Origin of the sequence: Streptomyces sp. ActVer, from assembly GCF_027270795.1 — a bacterium.
Classification (GTDB): Bacteria; Actinomycetota; Actinomycetes; order Streptomycetales; family Streptomycetaceae; genus Streptomyces; species Streptomyces umbrinus_A.
The window spans coordinates 1-23455 of record NZ_JAPWHT010000127.1; the positions used below are offsets into that span (position 1 = coordinate 1).

Below are 23455 nucleotides of genomic sequence, written 5' to 3' on the forward strand. Positions count from 1 at the left end.
GGTGGAGGTCGCCGACCGGGCCGTCGAGGCGGCTCGCGAGGCCGGAGCCGACGGCTGCGTCGCGGTGGGCGGCGGTTCGTCGGTCGGCCTCGGCAAGGCGATCGCGCTGCGCACGGGACTGCCCCTGATCGCCGTGCCCTCCACGTACTCGGGTTCCGAGATGACCTCCGTGTGGGGCCTCACCGAGCACGGCGCGAAGCGCACGGGGCGCGACCCGTCGGTCCTCCCGCGCAGCGTGGTGTACGACCCCGAGCTCACCCTCTCCATGCCCGTGCCCCTGTCCGTCACGAGCGGTGTCAACGCCGTCGCGCACGCGGTCGAGGCGCTGTACGCCCCCGACACCTCGCCCCTCGTCTCCCTGATGGCCGAGGAGGGCGTACGGGCGATGACCTCGGCCCTTCCGGAGATCGCGGCCGAGCCTTCGTCCCTGGAGGCCCGCGGGCGCGCCCTCTACGGCGCCTGGCTCTGCGGTTCCTGCCTGGGCGCGACCACCATGGGCCTGCATCACAAGCTCTGCCATGTGCTGGGCGGCACGTTCGGCCTGCCGCACGCCGAGACGCACACGGTCGTCCTGCCGTACGCCCTCGCGTACAACGCGCCCGCCGCTCCCGAGGCGATCGGCGCCCTCGATCGCGCCTTGGACACCGACAACGCCCCGCTCGCTCTGTGGACCCTGTCCGGACAGCTCGGCGCACCTCGGTCCCTCGCTCAACTGGGTCTCGCCGAGGGCGACTTGGCGGTGGCGGCCGAGCAGGTCGCGGGCCAGGCGTACGCCAATCCGCGCGAGGTCACGCACGAGGGTGCGCTCGCCGTGCTGCGGGCGGCGTTCGCGGGGGACGCCCCTCGCGCCGAGCTCCCGGAATAGCCGCTTCCACCGCACCGAGCTGCGGCTTTCGGAGTGCCGGAGCCGTCGCCTCCGGGCCAGGTGTGACGACTGTGAAAACTCCGATCCATGTCTTGACATACGCCTGAAACGATTCTTAGCTGGCTGCGCGCTATCTAGATTCGTGAAGTCGATTCATGGATGTGAACGGAGTGTGCGTGCCCATGGGTGACGTACGACGAGGCCGCCGCCTGGCCGCCACGCTCGCCGCGGCGGCGCTCCTGTTCGGAACGGCAGCCTGCGGTGCCGACTCCGACGCCGCCGGCAGCGGCGACCCGAACATGCTGGAGGTGTGGACCCGGAGCAATCCGGACTCCGCGGCCACCTACGACCGCGTGTTCGCCGCCTTCACCAAGAAGACCGGCATAAAGATCGACTATCAGCCGGTCGTCAACTTCGACCAGCAGCTGCAGAGCCGGGCGTCCACCAAGGACCTGCCCGACGTCATGATCAACGACACCGCGCTGATGGGCAGCTACCAGCACCAGGGCCTGCTGAAGCCCGTCGACCCCGCGTCGATCGCCGGGCACGGCCAGATCGACGGCAAGACCTGGGCCTCCACCGTGGGACTCGACGGCAGGCACTACGGCATCCCGTACTCCCGCCAGGCCATGACCCTGATGGTCCGCAAGGACTGGCGCGAGAAGCTCGGACTGCCGCAGCCGAAGACCTGGCAGGACATGCTCACGCTCGCCAAGGCCTTCGCCACCCGCGACCCGGACGGTGACGGCAAGAAGAACACGTACGGAATGGTCGTCCCCGGCAGCGCCCAGAACGGTTACGTCGCCTGGTGGGGCGCGAGTTATCTCTGGCAGGGCGGCGCGAAGATCATCGAGCCGGACGGCAAGGGCGGCTACCGGCCCGTCATGGACTCGGCGGCCGCCGTACGCACCGTCAGCTGGATGAAGGACAACCTCTTCTGCGGTGACAAGAACGTCGTCCAGCCCGGCGCGCTGACGGCCGTCACCTCGACCGCCACGAACTTCCAGGACGGCAACGCCGGTATGTACCTCACCGGCCCCTACAACATCGTCACCTTCGACGGGACGCTCGGCAAGGACAAGTTCGAGGTACTGCCCGCCCCCGCGGGACCGGCCGGCTCCGACGCGCTGGCCGAGGGTGAGAACGTCTACTTCGGCGCCAAGACCGGCAAGGACAAGCAGGAGAAGGCACTCGCCGCGTTCCTCGTCTCGCCCGAGGGCCAGAAGCTCGCCATGACCGGCAAGAACCAGCCCGTCGTCCGTATCCCCGTCAACACCACGCTGGACGCTGCGAAGGTGCACGACGACCCGCGCTGGAGCGTGGTGCAGAAGGCGTACCGCGGGGCCTCCGAACAGTTCCCGAACGCCCCGGACTTCGCCCCGATCAAGCAGGACACCGCCGACAGCCTCAACGCGCTGTTCACGTACTGCGGCAGTGATGTCGGCGCAGGCCTCAAGGAGCTCGACGACACCCTCGCCGGTGACCTCAAGGACCAGGACCTGATGCCATGACCGCGACCGTGACCCCAGCGCCCCGGCGGCGTGGAGGCCTCACCAGAAAAGCCGTGCTTCCCTGGGTGTTCCTCGCCCCGGGCCTGCTGCTCGCCCTCATCTTCAAGTTCGTCCCGATGGGCAAGGGCATCTGGCTCAGCTTCTTCGAGGTACGGCCCTTCCTCGGCGACAAGTGGGTCGGACTCGACAACTACACCCGGGTCCTGACCGACCACCGCTTCCAGGAGGCGATCGGCAACACCCTGCTCCTCGGTATCGGCATGTCCCTCGGCGCCATCGTCGTCGGGTTCTTCCTCGCCCTGCTCCTGGAGGGCCAGGCCCGCTCGCTGAAGTTCGTCCGCACCGCCGTCTTCCTGCCGGTCGTCACCGCGACCGCGGTGGTCGGTGAGCTGTGGCGGCTCATGTACTACCCGACCTCCGACGGCCTCATGAACAGCGCCCTCGGCTTCCTCGGCCTCGGACCCGTGCCGTTCCTCGACAACCCCGACACGGCCCTGTGGGCGACCATGGCCATGGGTATCTGGATGACGGCCCCCTACAACATGGTGATCCTCCTCGCCGGACTCGCCGGCGTGGACCGGACGCTGTACGAGGCCGCCGCGATGGACGGCGTCTCGCTCTGGCAGCGCCTGCGGTACGTCACGCTGCCCGCGATCCGCCCCGCCCTCGCCATCGTCCTCACCCTCGCCGCGATCCGCGGGCTGAGGGTGTTCACCGAGGTGTACGTCCTCACCGGCGGCGGTCCCGCCGGATCCACCGAGGTGTGGATGACCCGTGCCTACACCCTCGGCTTCACCCGCAACGACATCGGCGGCGCCTCGGCGGCCTCCGTCGTCCTGCTCTGCGTGACGCTGCTGCTCACCGTCACGGTCAACTACTTCCGAAAGAGGGGAGACGTGCGATGAGCGCCCCCGCCCTCGATCCCGTCCGGGCCCCGTCCGGTGAGATCTCCGCCGCCCGTGCCCGGCGCGGCGGCAAGCAGGCCCGTACCACCCCCGCCCGCTTCGACACCGCACTCGGCTGGAGCGACAGGCCCGGTCCCGCCTGGGCCCTGCGGATCCTGCTCTGCGCGATCGCCCTCGCGATCTTCGCGGCGCCTTTCCTGACGATCTTCTCCGGTGCCTTCAGCACGAACCCCAGCGGTTCGTCGCTGTCCTTCCTCCCGCACGACTCCACGCTCCTGAACGTCCGCGTGGCAGGCGAGCGGGGCATCTGGGACTACTTCTCGAACTCGCTCGTCATCGCGGGCGGCGGACTGCTGCTCCAACTCGCCGTCTCGGTGCTCGCCGCCTACGCGCTCGCCCGGCACCGGTTCCGCGGGCAGGCCCTGATCCTGACCCTGTTCATGCTCACGATGATGCTCCCCGAGGAGGTCATCGCGATCCCGCTGTCGCTGGTCCTCGGGCATGTCCCGGTCGTCGGCCTCGACCTGAAGGGAACCGTCTGGGGCGTGATCCTGCCGCTCGGCGCCTGGGGCTTCTCGGTGATGCTGCTGACCGAGTTCATGAAGGACATCCCCACCGAGATCGAGGAGGCCGCCCGCCTCGACGGCGTCGGCGAACTGCGGATGCTCTGGCAGGTCGTCCTGCCGCTCTGCAAGCCCGCGCTCGGCGTGGCCGGTGTCCTCGGCTTCATCATGATCTGGGACCAGTACCTGCTGCCGTTGATCGCCGCCAAGGACCCCACCGACTACACGGTCACCGTCGCCCTGTCGATCCTGCGCACCGACCCCGAGGTCGGCTCGGGTGTGGTCCTCGCCGGTGCCGTCATCGCCCTCGTCCCCAGCCTGGTCGTCTATCTGCTCCTCCAGCGCTCGCTGGTCACCGGCATCGCCGCCGGCGCCACCAAGGGCTGACCCCCACCCCGCAGTTACGAGGGAGACATGAAGTTCCAAGGAGTGCTGTTCTTCCCGGTCACCCCGTTCGACGCGAACGGAGATCTCGACGAGGACCGGCTCGCCCAGCACATCGAGGCGGGCGTCGCCGCCGGAGCGGGCGGGGTCTTCGTCGCCTGCGGCACCGGCGAGTTCCACGCACTGTCCCCGGACGAGATCGAGCGCGCGACCCGGATCGCGGTGACCACGACCGCGGGCCGCGTACCCGTCCTCGCGGCCGCGGGCGGCCCGGTGCCCGTCGCCGCCGACCAGGCCGCCCGCATCGAACGGGCCGGAGCCGACGGCATCCTGCTCCTGCCGCCCTACCTGGTCAGCGCACCCCAACAGGGCCTCGTGAGATACGTACGGGAGGTCACCGCCGCCACCGAACTGCCCGTCGTCTTCTACCAGCGCGGCTCCGCCCGCCTCACCGGTGAAACAGCCGCAGAGATCGCGGGACTGCCCGGTGTCGTCGGACTCAAGGACGGCATCGGCGACATCGAGCGGATGCACCGCATCGTGCGGGCCGTACGGGCCGTGCCGGGCACCGAGGACTTCCAGTTCTTCAACGGCCTGCCCACTGCAGAGATGACCGCGCCCGCCTACCGCGGCATCGGTGTCGAGCTCTACTCGTCGGCGGTGTTCGCCTTCGCCCCGGAGATCGCCCTCGCCTTCCACCGGGCCCTCGATGAGGGAGACGAGACACTGGTCGGCACGCTCCTCGACGAGTTCTACGGACCCCTCGTCCAACTCCGCGACGAGGTACCCGGATACGCGGTGTCGCTGGTCAAGGCCGGCGTCACGATCCGGGGCCTGGACGTCGGCGGCGTCCGGGCACCCCTGCTCGACCCCACGCCGGAGCACCTCGCCCGGCTGACGAAAATCATCGCCCACGGCCTGGAGGCAGTCCGCGCATGACCACCCCCGACAGTCGGATCCGTGAACTGATCGTCACGCCGATCGCGTTCCGTGACCCGCCGCTCCTCAACTCCAGCGGTGTGCACGAGCCCCTCGCCCTGCGGCTGATCCTCCAGCTGGTCCTGGAGGACGGCACGGTGGGTCTCGGCGAGTCGACCGGCGGCGACATCCGTATCGAACGGCTGCGGGCCGCGGCACAGGCGGTCGTCGGCATGGACGTCTTCGACACGACCGCCGTCGCCGCCGCGATCGACACCGTCCTGCTGCCCACCGTGCCCAGTTCCCACGAGCGCGGCTGGACCACCTCCGCCGTGGAGGTCGCCTGTCTGGACGCCCAGGGCAAGCTGCTCGGGCGCTCGGTCAGCGACCTGCTGGGCGGCGCGGTCCGCGACGCCGTGCCCTTCGCCGCGTACCTCTTCTACAAGTGGGCCGAACACCCGGCGCTCGACGGCAATCCGGCCGTCGGTGACGAGTGGGGCGAGGCCCTCGACCCGGCGGGCATCGTCGAGCAGGCCCGGCTGATGCAACAGCGGTACGGATTCAGCTCGTTCAAGCTCAAGGGCGGTGTCTTCCCGCCCGACGAGGAGATCGCCGCGATGAAGGCGCTCGCCGAGGCCTTCCCGGGGCAGCCGCTGCGGCTCGATCCCAACACGGCCTGGACGGTGGAGACTTCGCAGTACGTGGCGCGGGAGCTGGACGGCTGCCTGGAGTACCTGGAGGACCCCACCCCCACGATTCCCGGCATGGCGGAAGTCGCGAAGACCTCGCCCATGCCGCTGGCCACCAACATGTGCGTGGTCGCCTGGGAGCACCTGAAACCGGCTGTCGAGCAGGACGCCATCCAGGTCCTGCTCACCGACCACCACTACTGGGGCGGGCTGCGCCGCACTCGTGAACTCGCCGCCGTCTGCGAGGCGTTCGGCATCGGTCTGTCCATGCACTCCAACTCGCACCTCGGCATCAGCCTCGCCGCCATGACGCATGTGGCCGCCGCGATCCCGAACCTCGACACCTCCTGCGACACCCACTACCCGTGGAACTCCGCGGACGACGTCGTCGTCCCCGGCGCCCTGGAACTGCGGGACGGCGCGGTCAAGGTCCCCACGGGTCCCGGGCTCGGCGTCGAACTCGACCATGACGCGCTGGAACGGCTCCACCGGGTCTATCTCGACTCGGGCATGAAGGGCCGCGACGACACCGGTTACATGCGGCGCGTCCACCCGGAGTACGAGCTCAAGCTCCCTCGGTGGTGACGCCGGCGGTCCCATGAGGCCGTGGGGACACGGGCGCCCGTATGGCACTGCCGTGACACGGGCGTCCGTAAAACTATCGAAACAGAAAGCGCTGTCACGCGTCTCGACAACCGTTTGCCCCCGCCCCATTCTTCAACCAGGTTGTGGCATGAGCGCGACAGGAGACCTCCATGATGAAGCGCAGATCGCTGCTGGCGGCGGCGGGCGGCACGCTGCTGGGCAGTGCGCTGGCGACGGGCACCGCCCGCGCCGACGCGACCATCGGCGTCAACCCCGGTACCAGCTACGGGCGTTGGGAGGGCTGGGGCACCTCGCTCGCATGGTGGGCCAACGTGTTCGGCGCGCGGGACGACTTCGCCGACATCTTCTTCACCACCAAGTCCGTGGCGTACGGCGGCAGGACGCTGCCGGGCCTCGGCATGAACATCGCCCGCTACAACCTGGGCGCGTGCAGCCCGAACAGCGTGGGCGGCCAGTCCATGGTCCCCTCGCCCAACATCCCGGCCTTCAAGCAGATCGAGGGCTACTGGCAGGACTGGAACAACGAGGACCCCACGTCCTCGGCCTGGGACTGGACGGCGGACGCCAACCAGCGCGCCGCCCTGGTGAAGGCCACCCAACGCGGCGCGGTCACCGAGCTGTTCGCCAACTCGCCCATGTGGTGGATGTGCCTCAACCACAACCCGTCGGGCGCCTCGGGAGGCGGCAACAACCTCCAGTCCTGGAACTACCGGCAGCACGCCTCCCACCTGGCGGCCGTCGCCCTGCGCGCCAAGAACAACTGGGGTGTGAACTTCGCGACCGTCGACCCCTTCAACGAACCCTCGTCCTCCTGGTGGACGGCCACCGGCACCCAGGAGGGCTGCCACATGGACGCCGCCGTCCAGGCCGCCGTCCTCCCGTACATGCGCAGCGAACTCGACACACGGGGCCTGTCCGGCATCAGGATCTCCGCGTCCGACGAGACCAGCTACGACCTGGCCCGTACGACCTGGAACTCCTTCGGGGCGTCGACGAAGGCTCTGGTCAGCCAGGTCAACGTGCACGGCTACCAGGGGTCGGGCGGCCGCCGCGACCTCCTCCACACGGACGTCGTGACGACCGCCGGCAAGAAGCTCTGGAACTCCGAGACCGGTGACAGCGACGGCTCCGGCCTCACCCTGGCGAGCAACCTGTGCCTGGACTTCCGCTGGCTGCACCCGACCGCCTGGGTCTACTGGCAGGTGATGGACCCCTCCACCGGCTGGGCGATGATCGCGTACGACGCGAGCACCCTGCAGCCGACCACCGTGCAGACCAAGTACTACGTGATGGCCCAGTTCAGCCGCCATATCAGGCCTGGGATGACCATCCTCGACACCGGCGTCGGGTACGCGGTCGCCGCCCACGACGCGACGCAGAAGCGCCTCGTCGTCGTGGCCGTCAACTCCGGTGCCGCACAGACGCTCACCTTCGACCTGTCCCGCTTCACCACGGTCACGGGCGGCAGCGGCGGGCTCGTACGGCGCTGGAACACGCTCACCTCGGGCAGCGGCGACCTCTACACGGCACGCTCGGACACCTACCTCAACGGCAAGAGCCTGAGCGTGCCGTTCGCCGCCGCCTCGGTGCAGACCTTCGAGATCGACGGTGTCACCGTGTGAGGGCGGCCCCGCCCGCGCCGGTGACCTTCAGGTCGCGCATCCGTCCGATGTTGTCGAACGAGCCGAAGCCCACCCGGCCGGAGGAGAGCGTGGTGTCGACGGCCGTCATCAGGGGCTGTTTCGAGCCGTCGAGGTAGACCGCGATCTCACCGGTGCCGGGGCAGTGCACCACCCGCACCTTGTGCCAGGCCGAGTCGGTGACGGCCGGTGGCGCACCGGTGGTTCCGTTCCACTGGTCCTCCAGGCGCAGCCGGTCGGCGTCGTTCACGACGAAGATCCCGTTGTGCGGATAGATGGTGTTGTCGGTCGACAGGTGCGCGTAATAGAACTTCGTGTCGGACTGGTGGCCGAACACGATGATCACGTCCCGGTTGGTGATCTCGACGGGTGTGTCGAGGCGGACCTGCGCGTCGATCCGTACGGAGCCGAAGGCCTGGGGGCCCGCGGTGAGCACGGCGTACTCGAAGGGGCGGCGCGGGCCGGGACGGGCGGCCCCGGCCTCGGCGAGGATCGCCTCGCGGCCCGGGAACCGCCACTTGGACGGGGTGACCGGGGCCCAGTTCCGTCCGGCCATGACGTTGGTGACCTTCGTGCCGTCGGTGTCGCAGGAGGCGAACTTCCGGGTGCCGGTCACCTTCCAGATCCTGCCGTTGGCCTTGGAGAGGAGATAGAGCCCGCCGTCGGCGTCCTGCCCGAAGCGGAGGTCGACCCGGCTGTCCCCGGCGAGGTCCTGCAGGGTCACCCGGGTGCCGCTCTCGTCGTACAGCATCAGGTCGTACAGCTTGGCCAGTTCGGTGCCGCCCCGGCGCATGTCCTTGGTGTCGGCGTAGAGGAGCCGGCCGTCGACGAGGTCGCCGAAGACGTACTTGCCGTACAGCTCGGGCAGGTCGCGGTCGCGCAGGACGAAGCCGCCGACGATGGCCCGTCCGACGTCGGAGGTGCAGTTCCAGTTCGCGGGCGGGTCGTGGTCGTAGGCGGCGACGGGATACGTGTAGCCGTACTTCTCGTCGTCGGCGGGCAGCGGCTGGATCTTGGCGCAGGGATCGGTGGCGGCCTTGTCGAAGACGAAGGCGCCCTCGCGTTCGCTCCAGCCGAGGTTGTCGCCCGCCCTCACCTCGTAGACGGCCTCTATGGCGTGTTCACCGATGTGGCCGAGGTACATACGGTTGCGGCCGCCGGAGTCCCAGCTGAACCGGTGCGGGTCGCGCATGCCGTACGCGTAGATCTCGCCGAGCGCGCCGGGGGTGCCGACGAAGGGGTTGCGGGACGGGATGCCGTACTTGCCGTTGGCGCTGTCGCTGCCCCGCGGGTCGATGCGCAGGATCTTGCCGTGCGGCACGGTCAGGCTCTGCGGCTCGCTGTTCCTGGCGCCCTGGCCGCCGTCGCCGACGGCGAGGTAGAGCAGCCCGTAGTCCTTGTCGTGGGGCCGGGCGGTGGGGTTGAAGTCGATCTGCTGGATGCCGTGGACGCGGCCCGTGAAGCCGATCCGGAGGACCTCGCGACGCGTGCCCTTGAAGGTGTCGGCCGAGGGGTCGTCGGCCGTCCACTCGGTGACGACGCCGTGGTACACCGTGTTCGACGCCTGCCGCATGTCGGGCACGGCGGTGGTGGCGGAGGCCAGTTCGGTGTGGACGGTGTAGAAACGGCCGTTCTTCTTGAAGCGCGGGTCGAAGGTGACGAACCCGAAGCCCATGCCGAGACCCTGGCTGCCGAAGAACGCGGGGGAGAAGGTGCCGGCGACGTCGAGGTAGACGCGCGGGGTGCCGTTCTCGACGAGATACAGCTTGCCGTTGAGGTCCGGCACGGCCATCCGGCCCGAGTCGTCGGGCAGTTCGCTCAGATAGTTGATACGGGCGTACCGCATCAGCCGTGGATCGGTGACGGGACCGTCCGGCGGCACGCTCTTCGGGAAGGCGGCGAACTGCTCGACGGTGAGCCCGATGCCGGAGGTGGTGGGCCGCTCGGGGATCGGGTCGGTGATCGGTTCGGCCGCGTGGGCCGTGGCGCCGGGCAGGGCGACGAGGACGGACAGCAGCAGGGCGAGAACGAGTAACGGTGTCAGGAGAATGGGCCTGGGGCCTGGCATCGGGCTGGGCCCGAGTCTGGGTCTGGTGCCGGGGGATCCGGTCATGGCTGTCACTCCTCTGCGGCCTTGTGCGTGACCAGTCGGTACTGCGCTCGGACCAGCGCGGCGTCCACCGCGCGGTCGAGGAACATCAGGCTGTCCATACGGCAGTTGCAGGGATTGCCCTCCCGGGTGTTCTGCGGGAAACTGCCGCCGATCTTGATGCCTCGCGGGTCGGTGGCCGAGGCGCGGTGCGGGCCGGGGCCCGAGAGGTCCCAGGGGTCGCCGGGCACCGTGTAGAAGCCGTCCAGCGGCCTGCCGTTGCGGTAGAGCGCCATCTCACCGCTGTCGAAGTCGAAGGTCGCGGCGAGGAACACCCACTTGCCGGGCGGCAGCAGGGTCCGCCAGTCCTGGGAGGCCGCGAAGGTCTGGGAGGCGGCCCCGTCGATCCGCCGGCCGAGGGCGACCAGCCGGAGTTCGCCGTTCACGTTGATCAGTTCCAGCAGGGCGCGCACACCATGTCCGTCGGAGTCGCCGGAGAGCACCCCGGCGAGACCGATCGCGCCGTAAAGGTCGTCGGGGGCGGCCGTGTTGGTGTTGGGGCTCGGGTTCTGCCCGGTCATCTTGAACCACCCCATGACGGTGGTTCCCTCGACCGCGTTGAAGGCGTTCAGCGTCGGTACGCCGGACGCGGAGTACACGCCCGCCTTCCAGTCGTCGTTGCCCGCCGCGTCCGGATCGACCTGCCGCACCTGGAGCGAGGCCCGGCTGCCGCGGTGCGCGCCGTCCGGGGCCCGCATCCGGGCGCCGCCACCGACGAGGTCGATGTCGGTGCCGGAGAAGCCTTGGCCGCGTTCCCGGGCCGGATTGCCGCGCACCGGATGCTCGAAGTCGTAGTGGGCGGCGAGGTGGGGTCGGAGCCCGGGATGCACGGTGGGTGGTGGCCGGTGGTGGCCGCTCGCCCCGGCCGGGGCCGCGGCGAGAGCCGTGAGAACTGTCAGGAGAACGGCGAGGGCCGCTCCCGCGTACCGTCTGCGTTTGACCATGTCGCTCGCTCCTTTGCGAGGCGTGTCATGACATCGATGTCCTTGCCTGGCATCGCGGGTCCCCGCCGGGTCACCGCTTGGGTGCGGCCGGTGGCTGCGCCGGCCTGCCCCCGAGATACAGCTCGCCCAGCTGTGGATCGGCCAGCAACTCCCTTGCCGGACCCGAGATATGGACCCGCCCGAGGTCGAGTACGCAGCCGATGTCGGCGGTCTCCAGCGCGCGGCGGGCGTTCTGCTCGACCAGCAGTACGGCCGTGCCCGCCTCCCGCATCCGCACGATCTGCTCGAAGACCACGCCCGTCGTCTTCGGGTCGAGCCCCATGGACGGCTCGTCGAGCAGCACCACCCGGGGCCTGACCATCAGCGAGCGGGCGAACTCCACCTGCTTCTGCTGGCCGCCGGAGAGCAGTCCGGCCAGGCTCGTCCAGCGTTCGGCGACGAGCGGGAAGAGGTCGCGTACGAAGTCGGCGCGCTCGGCGACGACCGCCTTGTCCTTGATGGTGTAGCCGCCGAGGAGGACGTTCTCGGCGACCGTCATCTCCCGGAAGACGCTGTGCCCTTGGAGGACGTGGGCGACCCCGGCGGCGAGCAGTTGCTGCGGTCCGCGGCCGGTGACGTCCACGCCGTCGACCAGAACCCGTCCGGAGCGCGGCGCGAGCAGCCCGCTGGCCACCTTCAGCACGGTGGACTTGCCCGCGCCGTTCGGGCCGACCAGGCACACGACGCCCCCGGCGGGCACCCGGACCGTCAGACCGCGCAGCACCAGGGCCGCGCGTCCGTATCCGGCGCGGATGTCGTCGAGTTCGAGAAGGAAACCGGAGTCGGAGGGGGACGGGGACGGGGAGACGGTGGAGGAGCCGGAGTCAGACGCCAAGGTAGGCCTCCAGGACTCGTTCGTCGGACTGGATCACCGAGGGCGGGCCCTCCGCGATCGGCCGCCCGCGGTCGAAGACGACGATGTGGTCGCTGAGGGACATGACCAGGTCCATGTTGTGCTCGACGATCAGGAACGTCCTTCCCTCGGCGTTGAGTTCGCGCACCAGGTCGCAGATGCGGTCGATCAGCGCCGGGTTGACCCCGCCCGCCGGTTCGTCGAGCAGGATCAGCTCGGGCTCGCTCATCAGGACGCCCGCGAGCTCCAGCAGCTTCTGCTGCCCCCAGGACAGATTCCGCGCCTCCGCCCTCTCCAGGTGGTCGATGCCCATACGGGTCAGCCAGTACCGGGCCCGTTCCGTCTCCCCCCGCTTGCGGGCACCCGCGAGTTGGGCCAGGAGGTTCGGCGGGCGTACGGCGACGAGCAGGTTGTCCAGGACCGTCATCCGGGGGAAGACACGGCAGAGCTGGAAGGATCGGCCGATCCCCGCCCGGGCGATGCGGTGCGGCGGCCTGGCGGTGATGTCACGGCCCCGGTACGTCGTGCGGCCCGCGTCGGGACGGATCATGCCGGTGACGCAGTTGAAGAACGTGGTCTTGCCGGAACCGTTGGGTCCGATCAGGGCGTTGACCCTGCCGTGCCGGAACGACACGGTGGCGCCGTCCAGGGCGGCGACCCCGCCGAAGGTCTTGGTGAGTCCGACGACCGCCAGGCTCTGCTCACCCTCGTCCGCGCTCACTGCCTCACCTCTCTCTTCCCGTCCGGTCTTTTCCCGTCCGGCCGGTGGTCCGGCCGGACGTCCGCCTCGCGCTCGTCGCGCAGTTCGGCCGCGGTGACCTCGCGGATCGACGTCTCGCCGGTCCCGAGGACACGCGCGACCAGTCCGGTGACCGCCGGGATGACCCCGTCCGGCATGAACATCACGACGACCCCCAGCAGCAGGCCCGCGAAGACCAGGTGCAGCGGGGTGTCCCCGTACTCGAGCTTGGAGTACTCCAGGCCGTACCCGACGACCACGGCCCCGAGCAGCGGCCCGTACAGATGGCGTACGCCCCCGAGGAGCGCCATCAGGACCATGTAGGCCCCGCTCAGGATCGAGAACTGGAAGACGGGGTCGAGGTCGCCGAACCACAGCCCGTAGAGCCCGCCCGCCAGAGCGGTGAAGGCCGCCGAGACCACGAAGACGACGAGCTTGTACGTGTAGGTGGGGGTGCCCAGCGACTGGGCCTTGTCCTCGTCCTCCCGGATCGCCTTCAGGCCCATGCCGAACCGGGAGCGGTCGATGATCCACCAGGCAAGCAGCGCCAGCGCCAGCAGCCCGAGGAACAGGAAGTAGAAGATCTCGTGGTGCTCGGAGCGCAGCTTGCCGGGGAACGGCCGCGGGACCACCAGACCGCGCGAGCCGCCGGTGAAGGAGGCCCAGCTCTGGAACACCAGCAGCATGATCAGCACGAGTGCGATCGAGACGATGACGAAGGACGCGCCGCGCACCCGCAGCGCCGCGTAGCCGACGGGTATCGCGAGCACGGCGACCAGGGCGGCCGCGACGAACAGCGCGACGAAGGACGGCAGTTCGCCCTTGGTGACGAGCAGCCCGGTCGCGTAGGCGCCGAGGCCGGCGAACGCGCCGTGCCCCAGGGAGATGTAGCCGGTGAAACCGCCGACGAAGTTCCAGGAGGTGGAGAGCACCGCGAAGTTGAGGATGGCGATGCCCACGGTCAGCTCGTACGGACTCGGGGCCATGGACGGGAAGGACAGCGCGACGGCGATCCCGGCGAGCAGTGCTCCCAGCCGCAGCAACCTGGCTGTGCGGCGCGGGCGTTCAGAATCTCTGGGCAAGCCGACCCCCGAAGAATCCCTGCGGCCGGACGGCCAAGGTGGCGAAGAGCGCGACATAGAAGACCGTCTGCGCCCAGGTCGTGCTGAGTTCCAGCTGGAGCAGGCTCTGTGTCATGCCGAGGGTCATGGCGGCGATCGCCGCGCCCGGCACGCTGCCGAGGCCGCCGACGACGATGATCGCCATCAGCGGGCCGATCCAGTGCCAGTGCAGCGACGGGTAGATGGTCGTGTCGAGCGAGAGTGCCGTACCGCCGACCGCCGCCGTGGCGAGACCGAGGCCGAAGCCGTAGCCGGCGATCCGGTCGGTGTCGATGCCGACCAGCGCGGCGGCCTCCCGGTGCTGGATCGTCGCCCGCAGCGCCTGGCCGAACCTGCTGTGCCTCATCAGGAGATACAGCCCGAGCAGCGCGGCCGCGGCCAGGCCGAACGCGATGAGCTTGACCACCGCGACGCGCGCGCCGAAGAACTCCAGGCTCGCGGAGGAGTAGCCGAGCCGGATCCGGCGCTGGGTGCCGGAGAAGGCGTACCCGAGGAGCCCCTCGATGACGAGGGCGACGGAGAACGTCAGCAGCACCGACATCATGGTCAGCGTCGCCGGGCGCAGCCGGGTCAGGAGCAGTCGTTGCATGGACACGCCCGCGACGAAGAACAGCGGCACGGTGACGAGCAGGGTGAGCAGCGGGTCGACACCGGTCTCCCGGTGCGCGTACCAGGCGAGGTAGGCGGCGAGGATCAGGAACGCGGAGTGGGCGATCATCACGACGCGCATGACGCCGAAGTAGAGGGTCAGGCCGGCCGCCAGGAGGGCGTAGAGCCCTCCCAGCAGCACGCCGAGGACGATGCTCTGGAAGACGAGGCTCGCGGAGGGCACAGAGGCTCACCACTTCGGCTTGGGATGGACCAGGTCGGCTTCCTTCTGTTCCTCGGGCAGGACGATCTGGATCTCGCCGTCCACCCACTGCTGGATCATGTGCGCGCCCTGCGGTCGCCCCTTGTCGTCCCACTTGAGGGGCCCGACGACGGTCTCCACCTCGTTGCCGCGCAGCCACTTCACGAGCTTCTGCTGGCACTCCTCGTCCTGCGAGGCACACTTGGCGGCCTCGACGGCCGCGGCGACGACCTGTCCCGTGGTGTAGGCGTTGGCCTCGTCCTCCTCCGGGGCCTTGCCGAACTGCTTGGTGTACTTCTCGACGAACTCCTTGTTGCTCGGGTAGTCCGCGTGCTGGGTGTAGCCGGTCGGCGCGAGGATGCCCTCGGTCTTGTCGCCGATGGCCTTGGCGAACTCCGGTTCGGTGGGGGCGGTGGAGAAGGCGGCCATCTTCGGCTGGTAGTTCAGCTGTTGGAGGGCGACGATCAGGTTGACCCCGTCCTGGTACTGCGAACCGCCCACCACCATGTCGGCCTTGGAGGAGGCGATCTGCGCGGCGATCGAGCCGAAGTCGGTGGTGTTGGGCGGGTAGACCTCGTCGACGACGGTCTTGATACCGCCCTTCTCCAGCTTGTCCTTCAGCCCGTACGCCGTTCCCTGGGCGAAGGGGTCGTCCATCGCGGCGTACGCCACGGACTTGGGACGCTCCGCCTCGGGCAGCGCCAGGATGTAGTCGGCGAGGTGGTTGTAGTGGTCGTTGGCGACCGCCGGGGCCGCGTAGAAGAGGTTCTTGAAGCCCTGGTCGAAGACCTCCGGGGCAGCGCCGGCGGGCTCGACGAAGAGCAGACCGTACTCCTCCGCCACCCGGGCCGCCGGCACCACGAGCCGGGTGGAGAACGGGCCGAGGACCAGGTCGACCTGGTCCCTGCCGATCAGCTGCTCGTAGTCGGAGACCACCCGGTCGGCGTTCGACTGGTCGTCGAGGATCTTCAACTCGACCTTGCGGCCGAGCAGTCCGCCGTTGTCGTTGACGATCTTCGCCCATGCCTTGTAGCCGCGCTCCACACCCTTGCCGGGCTCCGAGAAGTCCCCGGTGAGCGGCAGCGAGACACCGATGGTGATGGGGTCGTCGGGTGAATCCTCCGAGCCGCCGCCCGAGCCGCAACCGGCGGCAGTGAGTGCCGTGGCGGACGCGAGGGCGGCAACTCTCCATGAAAGGCGCTGTGTTGTGCTCATCGCTGGACTCCCCTGTCCGCAGGCACTCTCTTCGCCGTTCGAAAGCGCTTTCGCGAGCGCTTGCGTACTATGTAATCCACGTCACATGAGTTGAGACAAGCGTCGTGCACGGACCGATTGACAAGGCCCTGTTCGGAGGCGGTGACGAATGCCAAGGCCCCGTTCACGACTGCGGCTCGCCGATGTGGCCGAGCGCGCGGGAGTTTCACTGACCACGGCGTCCCGGGCGCTCGCCGGACGGGACGGGGTGCGCGAGGAGGTGGCCGAGCGGGTCCGCCGCATCTCGCGGGAGCTCGGATATGTCGCCAATCCCCATGCGCGCACCCTGGCGGGCGGTACCGCGTCGACGGTGGGGCTGATCGTCCATCAGATCGACGACCCGTACTTCTCGGAGATCGCGGGCGGGGTCGTACAGGTGGCGGACGAACGGGATCTGATCGTCCAGATCTGCCACTCCGGCCGCAATCCGCAGAACGAACTGCGTCAGATCCGCCATCTGATCGCCCAGCGCGTCGGCGTCATCATCATCGCGGGCTCCGGGTATGTCGATCCCCGGATGGAGGCCGAGTCCAGGGCCGAGCTGTCCGCCTTCCAGGACGCCGGCGGGCGGCTGACGGTGATCGGCCGTCACTTCCTCAACGCGGACGCGGTGCGGCCCGACAACAAGGAGGGCGCCGAGACGGTTACCGATCATCTGCTGTCCCTCGGGCACCGCCGGATCGCGGTGGCGGCGGGGGAGATGCTGCTGTCCACGGTCGCCGACCGGTTCGCGGGGGTGGCGGCGGCGCTGGCGGGGGCCGGACTGCCCGCGGACGAACTGCCGTTGGCGCAGGCCGAGTTCACCCGCGACGGCGGGCGCGATGCGGCCGAGCGGATCCTGCGCGACCACCCGGACACCACCGCGATCGTCGCCCTCAACGACGCCATGGCCATCGGTGTCCTCTCAGCGCTCCGCACCCACCGGGTGCCGGTCCCGCACCGGATGTCGGTCGCCGGATTCGACGACGTGTCGTTCGCGGCGGACCTCGCCCCCGGCCTCACCACCGTCCGGCTGCCCCTCGCCGAAATGGGCCGCCAGGCACTCTCGATGGCCCTCAGGCCGCCCGCCTCCCGGCCTCGCCGCAAGTCCACCGGCCATGAGCTGGTGGTACGCGACTCCACGGGGCCCGTGCCCTCGCGGTGAGACACCGGGCGCGCACTGTCTCGATTGTGACGGCGCGCACTGTCTCGTATTGAGACACCCACGCCGGGGACGGCTGGATCACGATCATGAGCGGCTCACGTCCCGGTTCGCCGTGCCCGTGTCCGTGCGGCCCACGGGCCTGCCGGGTGCGTGGGAGGGCGTCGAGCCGTGGCACGCAACGGAATTGAGAAGACAGGTGAACATCATGGCCCTCGGACTGCTTCGGCGTCGGCGTTCCAGGGACGCCTCCGCCGCCGCGGCGGGCCTCACAATGCCCCTGCCGCCCGGCGCGGGCGCGGTCGGCTGCGAGGTCGCGGACCCCATGGGACAGCCCATGGGCGGCGCCGACGTCACGATCACCGCGCTCGACTCCCATCGCGTCGCGGCCCGCGGCACCACCGACCCGTACGGCTTCTTCATGGCCGTGCTGCCGCCGGGCGGCTACAGCATGATGGTCATGGCCGAGGGGCTCTCCCCGGTCCGCGAGACCGTCGAGATCGTCGCCGGCGTCACCCTCCCCACCCTGTACGCCCGCCTGGAACCGGCCCGTCAGCTCGACCTGCCGCCGACCGGCACCTGGCTCTTCGACCCGCCCCACACGGCGATCCGCTTCATCGCCAAGCACGTCGGGATGGCCCATGTGCACGGCCGCTTCGAGCGCTTCGACGGCGGTATCCAGATCGCCCAGGACATAACCGAGTCCCGGGTCCATGTCCGGATCGACGCGGCGAGCATCACGACCGGCAACACGACCCGCGACAACCACCTCCGGTCGGCGGACTTCCTGGACGTCAAGCGGTTCCCCTTCATCGACTTCCACAGCACGCGGTTCGCGTACCGCGGCGGCAGCAAGTGGATCCTCCAGGGCTCGCTGACGATGCACGGGGTGAGCCGCTCGGTGGCCCTGGACACGACGCACCTCGGTATGGTCAACGGCGGTTACGGCGAGGAACTGCGCTGTGCGGCGCTGGCCAAGGCCGAACTGCACCGCGAGGACTACACGCTGAACTGGCGAAATATGCTGGCCCGCGGTATCGCGGTGGTCGGCCCGACGATCCAGCTCGAACTGGACGTTCAGGCGATGTACCGCACGCACGACACACCCACACCGCCGGAGTAGCGGGGCCTCTCCGGGCGCTCTGGACGCACCGGGCTCTCCGGACTCACCGTCCGATCGAGTTGAGGGCGTCGAGCAGCCGGGGACTCGCCGGGGAGCCCTCGTCGGGCGGTCCGGCCGTGCGATGGAGTTCGCCGTCGACGATCTCGTAGTGCCCGATGGCCTCGATCGGCGGCGAGTAGACGTGGATGGTCACGGCGCCGGCGTCGTGGTCCATCCGATGGACGCCCGAACCCGGGAACGAGAACGACTCGCCGGGCCCGTACCGGCGGGCGCGACGCGGGCCGCCCACCGGCAGTCCCTCCTGCCAGGCGGCGCCTTCGATCACGTGCACGCCGACGCAGGACCCCTGGTGGTCGTGGTAGCCGGTGTCGCGCGACTGCCACCAAGTGTTCAGCCAGGCCTCGGAGTTGTCGTTCCGCCACAGCAGCAGATACGAGCCGGGACCGGAGCGGTCGAGCGCGTCGGTGCCGACGAACGCCGCGGCCCGGCGGGCCCGGTCCGCGCACTCCTCGGGCCGGAACGGCCGGTCGGACGCGCCGAGTTCGGCGAGCGCGGTCGTGTCGATCGGGGTCGGGTTCATGGTCATCCCCCTGGTGCCGATTGCGTGTTGGACGACGGTCACGGGTGGCCGTCGCATGGGGCCGTCGGGCCCGGTCAGTCCTCTCCGGTGAGCAGGCGGCGTGGATTGGTGATGCGGAAGGCGTACGCGGTGGCCCCGCCCAGACCGAAGCCGGGCTGCTGCGGCGGTTCAGCGTAGGGCCGGTCCGAGCCCATCACGACGACTTCGGTACCGAGGACGCGGACGACCGAGTCGACGGCACGCGGACCGTACGAGGACGTCTCGACGAACACATCGGGATCGACCCCCGCCCGCCCCTCGTCCCCGCCGCGGGCGGCGAAGCGCTCCCCGTGCAGCGGGGCGAGCCCGGCCAGCAGCGCGAAGCACACCCGCAGCCGGGGATGACGAGGCCTGCCGAACGCCCGGAAGGCGAACCAGGCGGAGTGCATCTGCTGCACGTACGGAACCATCGCGGGCCACCAGCCGGGCCCCGGGGACGCACCGGGCGCCGGGCCGGGGTGGACGAACAGCGGGAGGCCGCGCGCTTCGAGCAGATCGAGCAGCGGGGCGCAGCGCGCGTACCCCGCCTCGTCGGTCAGGGCGTTCGCGGGGAGCTGGAGCCCGGCGAACCCCCGGTCGAGGTCCGCGGCGGTCGTGTCGGCGTCGATGTCCCGGACGCAGGCGGCGGCCCAGGCCCCGAACGGTTCGGGCAGTCGTGCCGCGTCCTCGTGGTAGGCGTCGAGCAGCGGGCGTGCCTCGTCGGGAGGCAGCCACTCAATGCCGAGCGGGGCGGACAGCGAGACGAGCGCCCTGCCCAGCCCGTCGGCGGCGGCCAGTTCGGCACGCCCGGCGACGTCGTGGTCCGCGGACGGGACCTCGTAGGGCGGCTCACCGGCCGTGTGCAGGGTCCAGCCGCCCAGGAACGGCGGCTCGTCACGCGCGCGCAGGGCCGCGAGGAACGAGGCGGTCCACAGATGCTGGTGTACGTCGACGTTGGTCAAGAAGGTCCTTCCACCAAAGCGTGCAGAGCGCTTCGTACCTCGTCGGACCCCAGGACGTCCCGGCTCACCAGGTCCACGTCCACTCCGCAGGGCCGGTCGTCGTCCAGGCCCGGGACCAGCTCGCGGATCGCGCGGTGCAGGAGACCGGGTCCGCGTCCCATGGTTGCCGGGGCCGCCAGGTCCACGGCCTGTGCCGCGGCCAGGGCCTCCACGGCGAGCAGTTGCCGCAGCCTGACCAGCATCGTCGTCAGCCGGCGCGCCCCGAGGGCCGCGTTGGTCGAGTCGTCCTCGACCGCGTCCGCGCCGTGCCGGGGGTCGGTGCACACGGGCGCGGACAGGGCACGGATCTCGGCGACGAGTGCCTGTGCCGTCTTGGCCAGCGGCGCGAAGCCCGAGCGCTCCGGACCGTACGGCGAGAGGTTCGCGGGCAGTCCGCTGACACCGGGATTCAGCAGCCGCCGCATGCGCTCGGCCGAGATCGCCGCGGTCTGCGTCAGCGCCAGCGCGACGGTGTCGAAGCCGAGGGCCAGGGCCGGGGTGTGGAAGTTGCCGGACGACAGGATCTCCCCGGTGTCCGCCAGGACCACCGGGTTGTCGCCGCAGCCGTTGAGCTCGGGTTCCAGCGCGGCGAGGGCGAAGTCCAGGGCGGCGTGCAGCGCCCCGTGCACCTGGGCGGCACAGCGCAGGCTCACGGGGTCCTGGACGCGCCTGGCGTGCCGGGGATCGGCCAGCTCGCCGCCGTCCAGCAGCGCGAGCAGTTCGCCCGCCGCCCGGGCCTGACCGGGGGCCGGACGCAGACCCAGTACGCGGATGTCGAGCGGGCTGGTGTTCGCCCGGAACCCCTCGAAGGTGAGGGCCGTGACCGCCTGGGCGAGGGTGAGGACGGCGGCCGCCTCGTGGAGGGCGAGGGCGCCGACGCCGGCGGCCAGCGGGCTCGCGCTGCACAGCACATGCCCGTCCTTCGGCCCCAGTTCGGTGGGGGCCAGCCCGGCCCGTCGCAGCGCCGGCGCACCGTCGAGCACCTCACCGGAGATCTCGGCGCGGCCCTCGCCGATGACGACCAGGCCGACATGGGCCATCTGGCACAGGTCGGAGGCGCCGATCGACCCCACCTCGGGGATCACCGGGTGCACCCGTGAGTTGAGCATGGAGACCAGCAGCGGCACGATCTCCGGCCGCACCCCGCTGCCACCGCCCGCGATGCCGTTCACCCGGGCCAGCAGGGCGGCGCGTACGACGGGGACCGGCAGCGGATCGCCCACCGCGTTGGCCCGTCCCCGCACCGTGCGCACGCTGAACTCGCCGAGTTCGGCCCGCGGCAGCGCGTACGACGAGCGGCTGCCGAGCCCCGTCGTCAGGCCGTACGTCGGCACCTCACGGTCGACCACGTCGTCGACGACCGCGCGGTCGCGCTCCAGCTGGGGCAGGACCTCCTCGGCCAGGGCGACCCGGGCGCCGCGGAGTGCGACGGCGGCGACGTCGTCGCAGGTGAGGGCGCGCCCGTCGAGGACCACGGCGTCAGCCGCGACGGGCGGGGTAGGAGCGGGAGGCGTACCGCTCATGAGAACCGCAGGTTCTGCCCGAGGCCACGCTCTTCGGCCTTCTTGAGCATGGCCGCGCCCAGTGCGATGTCGGACAACGAGAGGCCGCGATGCCAGAACAGGATGGTCTCGTCGTCGCGCTCGCGGCCGGGCTTGTCGCCGACGACGATCTCGCACAGCTCGCCGTGCAGGGTCTCCTCGCTGAGCCGCCCCGACTCGACATGCGCGCGGAGGGCACCGAACGGCCCGGACCGGCACTGGCCCCAGTCGTCGACGACGACCTTGTCCATGATGTCGGTGAGGGAGAGTTCGACCGCGCTCATCGTTCCGTACGGTACGACAAGCGCTCCCGGCGCGATCCACTCCGTCCTCAGCAGCGGCTCGGGCCGCTCCAGCCGGGACGCCTCCACGACGATGTCCGCGCCCTCGACGCACGACTTCCAGTCGTCGGTGACGGTCACGGGCTTGCCGAGGTCGTTCTCCAGCCGCTCGGCGAAGGCCTCACGGCTCTCCGGGCGGCGCGAGTGGACCCGTATCTCGTCGAAGTCGAAGATCCGGTCGAGGAGGCGGACGTTCCAGTACGACGTGGCGCGGGCGCCGATGTGGCCGAGCACCTTGGAGTCGCTGCGGGCCAGGTGGCGCGCCCCGAGCGCGGTGAGCGCGCCGGTGCGCATCTCCGTGATGGCGGTGGCGTCGACCACCGCCACCGGCATACCCGTACGCGGGTCGAAGAGGTTGAGCAGCGCCATCTCGGAGGGCAGCCCGGCCTTGTAGTTGCCGACGTAGTCGCCCACAATCTTGACTCCGGCCAGCCCCAGTGGCGCGATGTAGCCGCGCAGGACGTTGAAGTGGCCGTTGAACGAGGGGTCGGGCGTGAGGTGGACCCGTGGTTCGATGACCGTCTCCCCGCGGCCCTGAGCACGCAGCCCCTGCTCGACGGCGTCGAGCACCTCGGTGTCGTCAAGTTCGAGCTGTTCGATGTCCGAGCCGTTCAGAAACGTGAACCAAACCGGGTCAAACGCCTGCATTCCGGGCGCCCTTTCACTTTCTTCGGACGAACGTAACGTCCCGTTTACAAAAGGGGATTGACTGTAATTCAGCCACACACAACTCTGCATGACCATATGCAGTCGGGTAAGGGGCAGCTTTGATCAGATTCGACGCGGTGAGCAAAAACTATCCCAACGGCACGACAGCCGTGGACGAGCTGTCGCTGGAGTTGGCGGAGGGCGGCATCACGGTCCTGGTCGGCCCTTCCGGCTGCGGCAAGACCACGACTCTGCGCATGGTCAACCGCATGGTCGAGCCGACGGCCGGCACGGTGAGCCTGCGCGGCCAGGACATCCGGGAGATCGCCGCCCCGGAGCTGCGCCGGGGCATCGGATACGTGATCCAGCACGCGGGGCTGTTCCCGCACCGCACGGTGCTGGACAACATAGCGACCGTGCCGCTGCTGCTCGGCTGGGGCAAGAAGAAGGCACGCTCGCGGGCGGCGGAGCTGCTGGAGCTCGTGGGGCTGCCGGCCGCCATGGCCAAGCGCTATCCGTACCAGCTCTCCGGCGGACAGCAGCAGCGCGTCGGGGTGGCCAGGGCGCTGGGAGCGGACCCGCCGGTGCTGCTGATGGACGAGCCGTTCAGCGCGGTCGACCCCATCGTCCGGGGGGAACTGCAGGCTGAGTTCATCCGGCTGCAGAAGGAGTTGCACAAGACGATCGTGTTCGTCACCCATGACATCGACGAGGCGATCAAGCTCGGCGACAACATCGCCGTGTTCCGTACCGGGGGCAAGCTCGCGCAGTTCGACACCCCGGAGCGGCTGCTCGCGCATCCCGCCGACGACTTCGTGGCCGATTTCGTGGGCCAGGACCGCGGCATCCGCCGCCTGTCCTTCGTCAAGGCCGCCGATCTGCCGCTGCGGGACGGGCTGGTTCTGCCGGCCGACTCCCCGGTGGCCCGGGCCCGGGCGGCGGGCGAACCCTGGGTGCTCGTAGTCGACGGGGGCCGGCGGCCGCTCGGCTGGGCCGCGGTCGCCGACCTCTCGTCCGGCGGCACACTCGCGG

21 protein-coding genes are annotated in these 23455 nt (G+C 70.1%); 10 read left to right on the forward strand and 11 right to left on the reverse strand.

What is annotated here, in order from left to right:
* The 7 genes from O3Q52_RS21720 to O3Q52_RS21750 form a co-directional block, all read left to right on the forward strand.
* Window positions 1-865 (forward strand): maleylacetate reductase (locus O3Q52_RS21720; protein ID WP_269650443.1); only part of this gene is annotated, 865 nt, incomplete at its 5' end.
* A 182-nt stretch (window positions 866-1047) separates the two neighbouring features.
* Entirely contained in the window at window positions 1048-2376 is a 1329-nt protein-coding gene (locus O3Q52_RS21725) for a sugar ABC transporter substrate-binding protein (RefSeq protein ID WP_269650463.1), read from the forward strand.
* Entirely contained in the window at window positions 2373-3281 is a 909-nt protein-coding gene (locus tag O3Q52_RS21730; RefSeq protein ID WP_269650444.1) for a carbohydrate ABC transporter permease, read from the forward strand. The genes O3Q52_RS21725 and O3Q52_RS21730 overlap by 4 nt, the downstream gene beginning before the upstream one ends.
* Window positions 3278-4231, forward strand: a complete 954-nt coding sequence (locus tag O3Q52_RS21735) for a carbohydrate ABC transporter permease (RefSeq protein ID WP_269650445.1) — start codon at window positions 3278-3280, stop codon at window positions 4229-4231. The genes O3Q52_RS21730 and O3Q52_RS21735 overlap by 4 nt, the downstream gene beginning before the upstream one ends.
* Before the next feature lie 27 nt (window positions 4232-4258).
* The gene (locus O3Q52_RS21740) at window positions 4259-5167 is read left to right on the forward strand and encodes a 5-dehydro-4-deoxyglucarate dehydratase (RefSeq protein WP_269650446.1); all 909 of its coding nucleotides are present in this window, start codon (window positions 4259-4261) and stop codon (window positions 5165-5167) included.
* Window positions 5164-6420: a glucarate dehydratase family protein gene (locus O3Q52_RS21745; protein WP_269650447.1), complete on the forward strand. Its 1257-nt coding sequence runs from the start codon at window positions 5164-5166 to the stop codon at window positions 6418-6420. Before O3Q52_RS21740 ends, O3Q52_RS21745 begins: the two co-directional genes overlap by 4 nt.
* A 170-nt stretch (window positions 6421-6590) precedes the next feature.
* Window positions 6591-8063: a glycoside hydrolase gene (locus tag O3Q52_RS21750; protein WP_269650448.1), complete on the forward strand. Its 1473-nt coding sequence runs from the start codon at window positions 6591-6593 to the stop codon at window positions 8061-8063.
* On the opposite strand, the gene O3Q52_RS21755 is transcribed toward O3Q52_RS21750, so the two are convergent.
* From O3Q52_RS21755 to O3Q52_RS21785, 7 genes are all read right to left on the reverse strand, one after another.
* Window positions 8053-10194 (reverse strand): sorbosone dehydrogenase family protein, encoded by a 2142-nt coding sequence (locus tag O3Q52_RS21755; RefSeq protein WP_269650449.1) that lies wholly within the window; start codon window positions 10192-10194, stop codon window positions 8053-8055. The genes O3Q52_RS21750 and O3Q52_RS21755 overlap by 11 nt on opposite strands.
* A gap of 5 nt (window positions 10195-10199) precedes the next feature.
* Window positions 10200-11174, reverse strand: a complete 975-nt coding sequence (locus tag O3Q52_RS21760; RefSeq protein ID WP_269650450.1) for a LamG-like jellyroll fold domain-containing protein — start codon at window positions 11172-11174, stop codon at window positions 10200-10202.
* Between the two features lie 70 nt (window positions 11175-11244).
* Complete coding sequence (locus O3Q52_RS21765) at window positions 11245-12048, reverse strand: ABC transporter ATP-binding protein (RefSeq protein ID WP_269650451.1); 804 nt, start codon at window positions 12046-12048, stop codon at window positions 11245-11247.
* Window positions 12038-12787: an ABC transporter ATP-binding protein gene (locus O3Q52_RS21770; protein ID WP_269650452.1), complete on the reverse strand. Its 750-nt coding sequence runs from the start codon at window positions 12785-12787 to the stop codon at window positions 12038-12040. Before O3Q52_RS21770 ends, O3Q52_RS21765 begins: the two co-directional genes overlap by 11 nt.
* Window positions 12784-13887 (reverse strand): branched-chain amino acid ABC transporter permease, encoded by a 1104-nt coding sequence (locus O3Q52_RS21775; RefSeq protein WP_269650453.1) that lies wholly within the window; start codon window positions 13885-13887, stop codon window positions 12784-12786. The genes O3Q52_RS21770 and O3Q52_RS21775 overlap by 4 nt, the downstream gene beginning before the upstream one ends.
* The gene (locus O3Q52_RS21780) at window positions 13871-14758 is read right to left on the reverse strand and encodes a branched-chain amino acid ABC transporter permease (RefSeq protein WP_269650454.1); all 888 of its coding nucleotides are present in this window, start codon (window positions 14756-14758) and stop codon (window positions 13871-13873) included. Before O3Q52_RS21780 ends, O3Q52_RS21775 begins: the two co-directional genes overlap by 17 nt.
* Before the next feature lie 6 nt (window positions 14759-14764).
* Entirely contained in the window at window positions 14765-15991 is a 1227-nt protein-coding gene (locus O3Q52_RS21785; RefSeq protein WP_269650455.1) for an amino acid ABC transporter substrate-binding protein, read from the reverse strand.
* A gap of 148 nt (window positions 15992-16139) precedes the next feature.
* On the opposite strand from O3Q52_RS21785, the gene O3Q52_RS21790 reads away from it, so the two are divergent.
* Window positions 16140-17174, forward strand: a complete 1035-nt coding sequence (locus tag O3Q52_RS21790) for a LacI family DNA-binding transcriptional regulator (protein WP_269650456.1) — start codon at window positions 16140-16142, stop codon at window positions 17172-17174.
* A gap of 205 nt (window positions 17175-17379) precedes the next feature.
* On the forward strand, window positions 17380-18294 hold the full coding sequence (locus tag O3Q52_RS21795) for a YceI family protein (RefSeq protein WP_269650457.1): 915 nt from the start codon (window positions 17380-17382) through the stop codon (window positions 18292-18294).
* A gap of 43 nt (window positions 18295-18337) precedes the next feature.
* Here the strand turns inward: O3Q52_RS21795 and O3Q52_RS21800 are convergent, their stop codons facing one another.
* The 4 genes from O3Q52_RS21800 to O3Q52_RS21815 all read right to left on the reverse strand — a co-directional run bounded on the left by O3Q52_RS21800 (window position 18338) and on the right by O3Q52_RS21815 (window position 22423).
* Complete coding sequence (locus tag O3Q52_RS21800) at window positions 18338-18874, reverse strand: hypothetical protein (protein WP_269650458.1); 537 nt, start codon at window positions 18872-18874, stop codon at window positions 18338-18340.
* A 74-nt stretch (window positions 18875-18948) separates the two neighbouring features.
* Entirely contained in the window at window positions 18949-19854 is a 906-nt protein-coding gene (locus tag O3Q52_RS21805) for an amidohydrolase family protein (RefSeq protein ID WP_269650459.1), read from the reverse strand.
* On the reverse strand, window positions 19851-21416 hold the full coding sequence (hutH, locus tag O3Q52_RS21810) for a histidine ammonia-lyase (protein WP_269650460.1): 1566 nt from the start codon (window positions 21414-21416) through the stop codon (window positions 19851-19853). Before hutH ends, O3Q52_RS21805 begins: the two co-directional genes overlap by 4 nt.
* Window positions 21413-22423, reverse strand: a complete 1011-nt coding sequence (locus O3Q52_RS21815; protein ID WP_269650461.1) for an ornithine cyclodeaminase family protein — start codon at window positions 22421-22423, stop codon at window positions 21413-21415. Before O3Q52_RS21815 ends, hutH begins: the two co-directional genes overlap by 4 nt.
* Before the next feature lie 119 nt (window positions 22424-22542).
* On the opposite strand from O3Q52_RS21815, the gene O3Q52_RS21820 reads away from it, so the two are divergent.
* Window positions 22543-23455 (forward strand): ABC transporter ATP-binding protein (locus O3Q52_RS21820; protein WP_269650462.1); only part of this gene is annotated, 913 nt, incomplete at its 3' end.

Bases quoted from the DNA above. Each gene is read 5' to 3' on its own strand.
- O3Q52_RS21800 (WP_269650458.1), bottom strand. From the start codon at position 18,874: ATGAACCCGACCCCGATCGACACGACCGCGCTCGCCGAACTCGGCGCG.
- O3Q52_RS21795 (WP_269650457.1), top strand. From the start codon at position 17,380: ATGGCCCTCGGACTGCTTCGGCGTCGGCGTTCCAGGGACGCCTCCGCC.
- hutH (WP_269650460.1), bottom strand. From the start codon at position 21,416: ATGAGCGGTACGCCTCCCGCTCCTACCCCGCCCGTCGCGGCTGACGCC.
- O3Q52_RS21815 (WP_269650461.1), bottom strand. From the start codon at position 22,423: ATGCAGGCGTTTGACCCGGTTTGGTTCACGTTTCTGAACGGCTCGGAC.
- O3Q52_RS21755 (WP_269650449.1), bottom strand. From the start codon at position 10,194: ATGACCGGATCCCCCGGCACCAGACCCAGACTCGGGCCCAGCCCGATG.
- O3Q52_RS21740 (WP_269650446.1), top strand. From the start codon at position 4,259: ATGAAGTTCCAAGGAGTGCTGTTCTTCCCGGTCACCCCGTTCGACGCG.
- O3Q52_RS21750 (WP_269650448.1), top strand. From the start codon at position 6,591: ATGATGAAGCGCAGATCGCTGCTGGCGGCGGCGGGCGGCACGCTGCTG.
- O3Q52_RS21730 (WP_269650444.1), top strand. From the start codon at position 2,373: ATGACCGCGACCGTGACCCCAGCGCCCCGGCGGCGTGGAGGCCTCACC.
- O3Q52_RS21790 (WP_269650456.1), top strand. From the start codon at position 16,140: ATGCCAAGGCCCCGTTCACGACTGCGGCTCGCCGATGTGGCCGAGCGC.
- O3Q52_RS21760 (WP_269650450.1), bottom strand. From the start codon at position 11,174: ATGGTCAAACGCAGACGGTACGCGGGAGCGGCCCTCGCCGTTCTCCTG.
- O3Q52_RS21725 (WP_269650463.1), top strand. From the start codon at position 1,048: ATGGGTGACGTACGACGAGGCCGCCGCCTGGCCGCCACGCTCGCCGCG.
- O3Q52_RS21745 (WP_269650447.1), top strand. From the start codon at position 5,164: ATGACCACCCCCGACAGTCGGATCCGTGAACTGATCGTCACGCCGATC.
- O3Q52_RS21735 (WP_269650445.1), top strand. From the start codon at position 3,278: ATGAGCGCCCCCGCCCTCGATCCCGTCCGGGCCCCGTCCGGTGAGATC.
- O3Q52_RS21785 (WP_269650455.1), bottom strand. From the start codon at position 15,991: ATGAGCACAACACAGCGCCTTTCATGGAGAGTTGCCGCCCTCGCGTCC.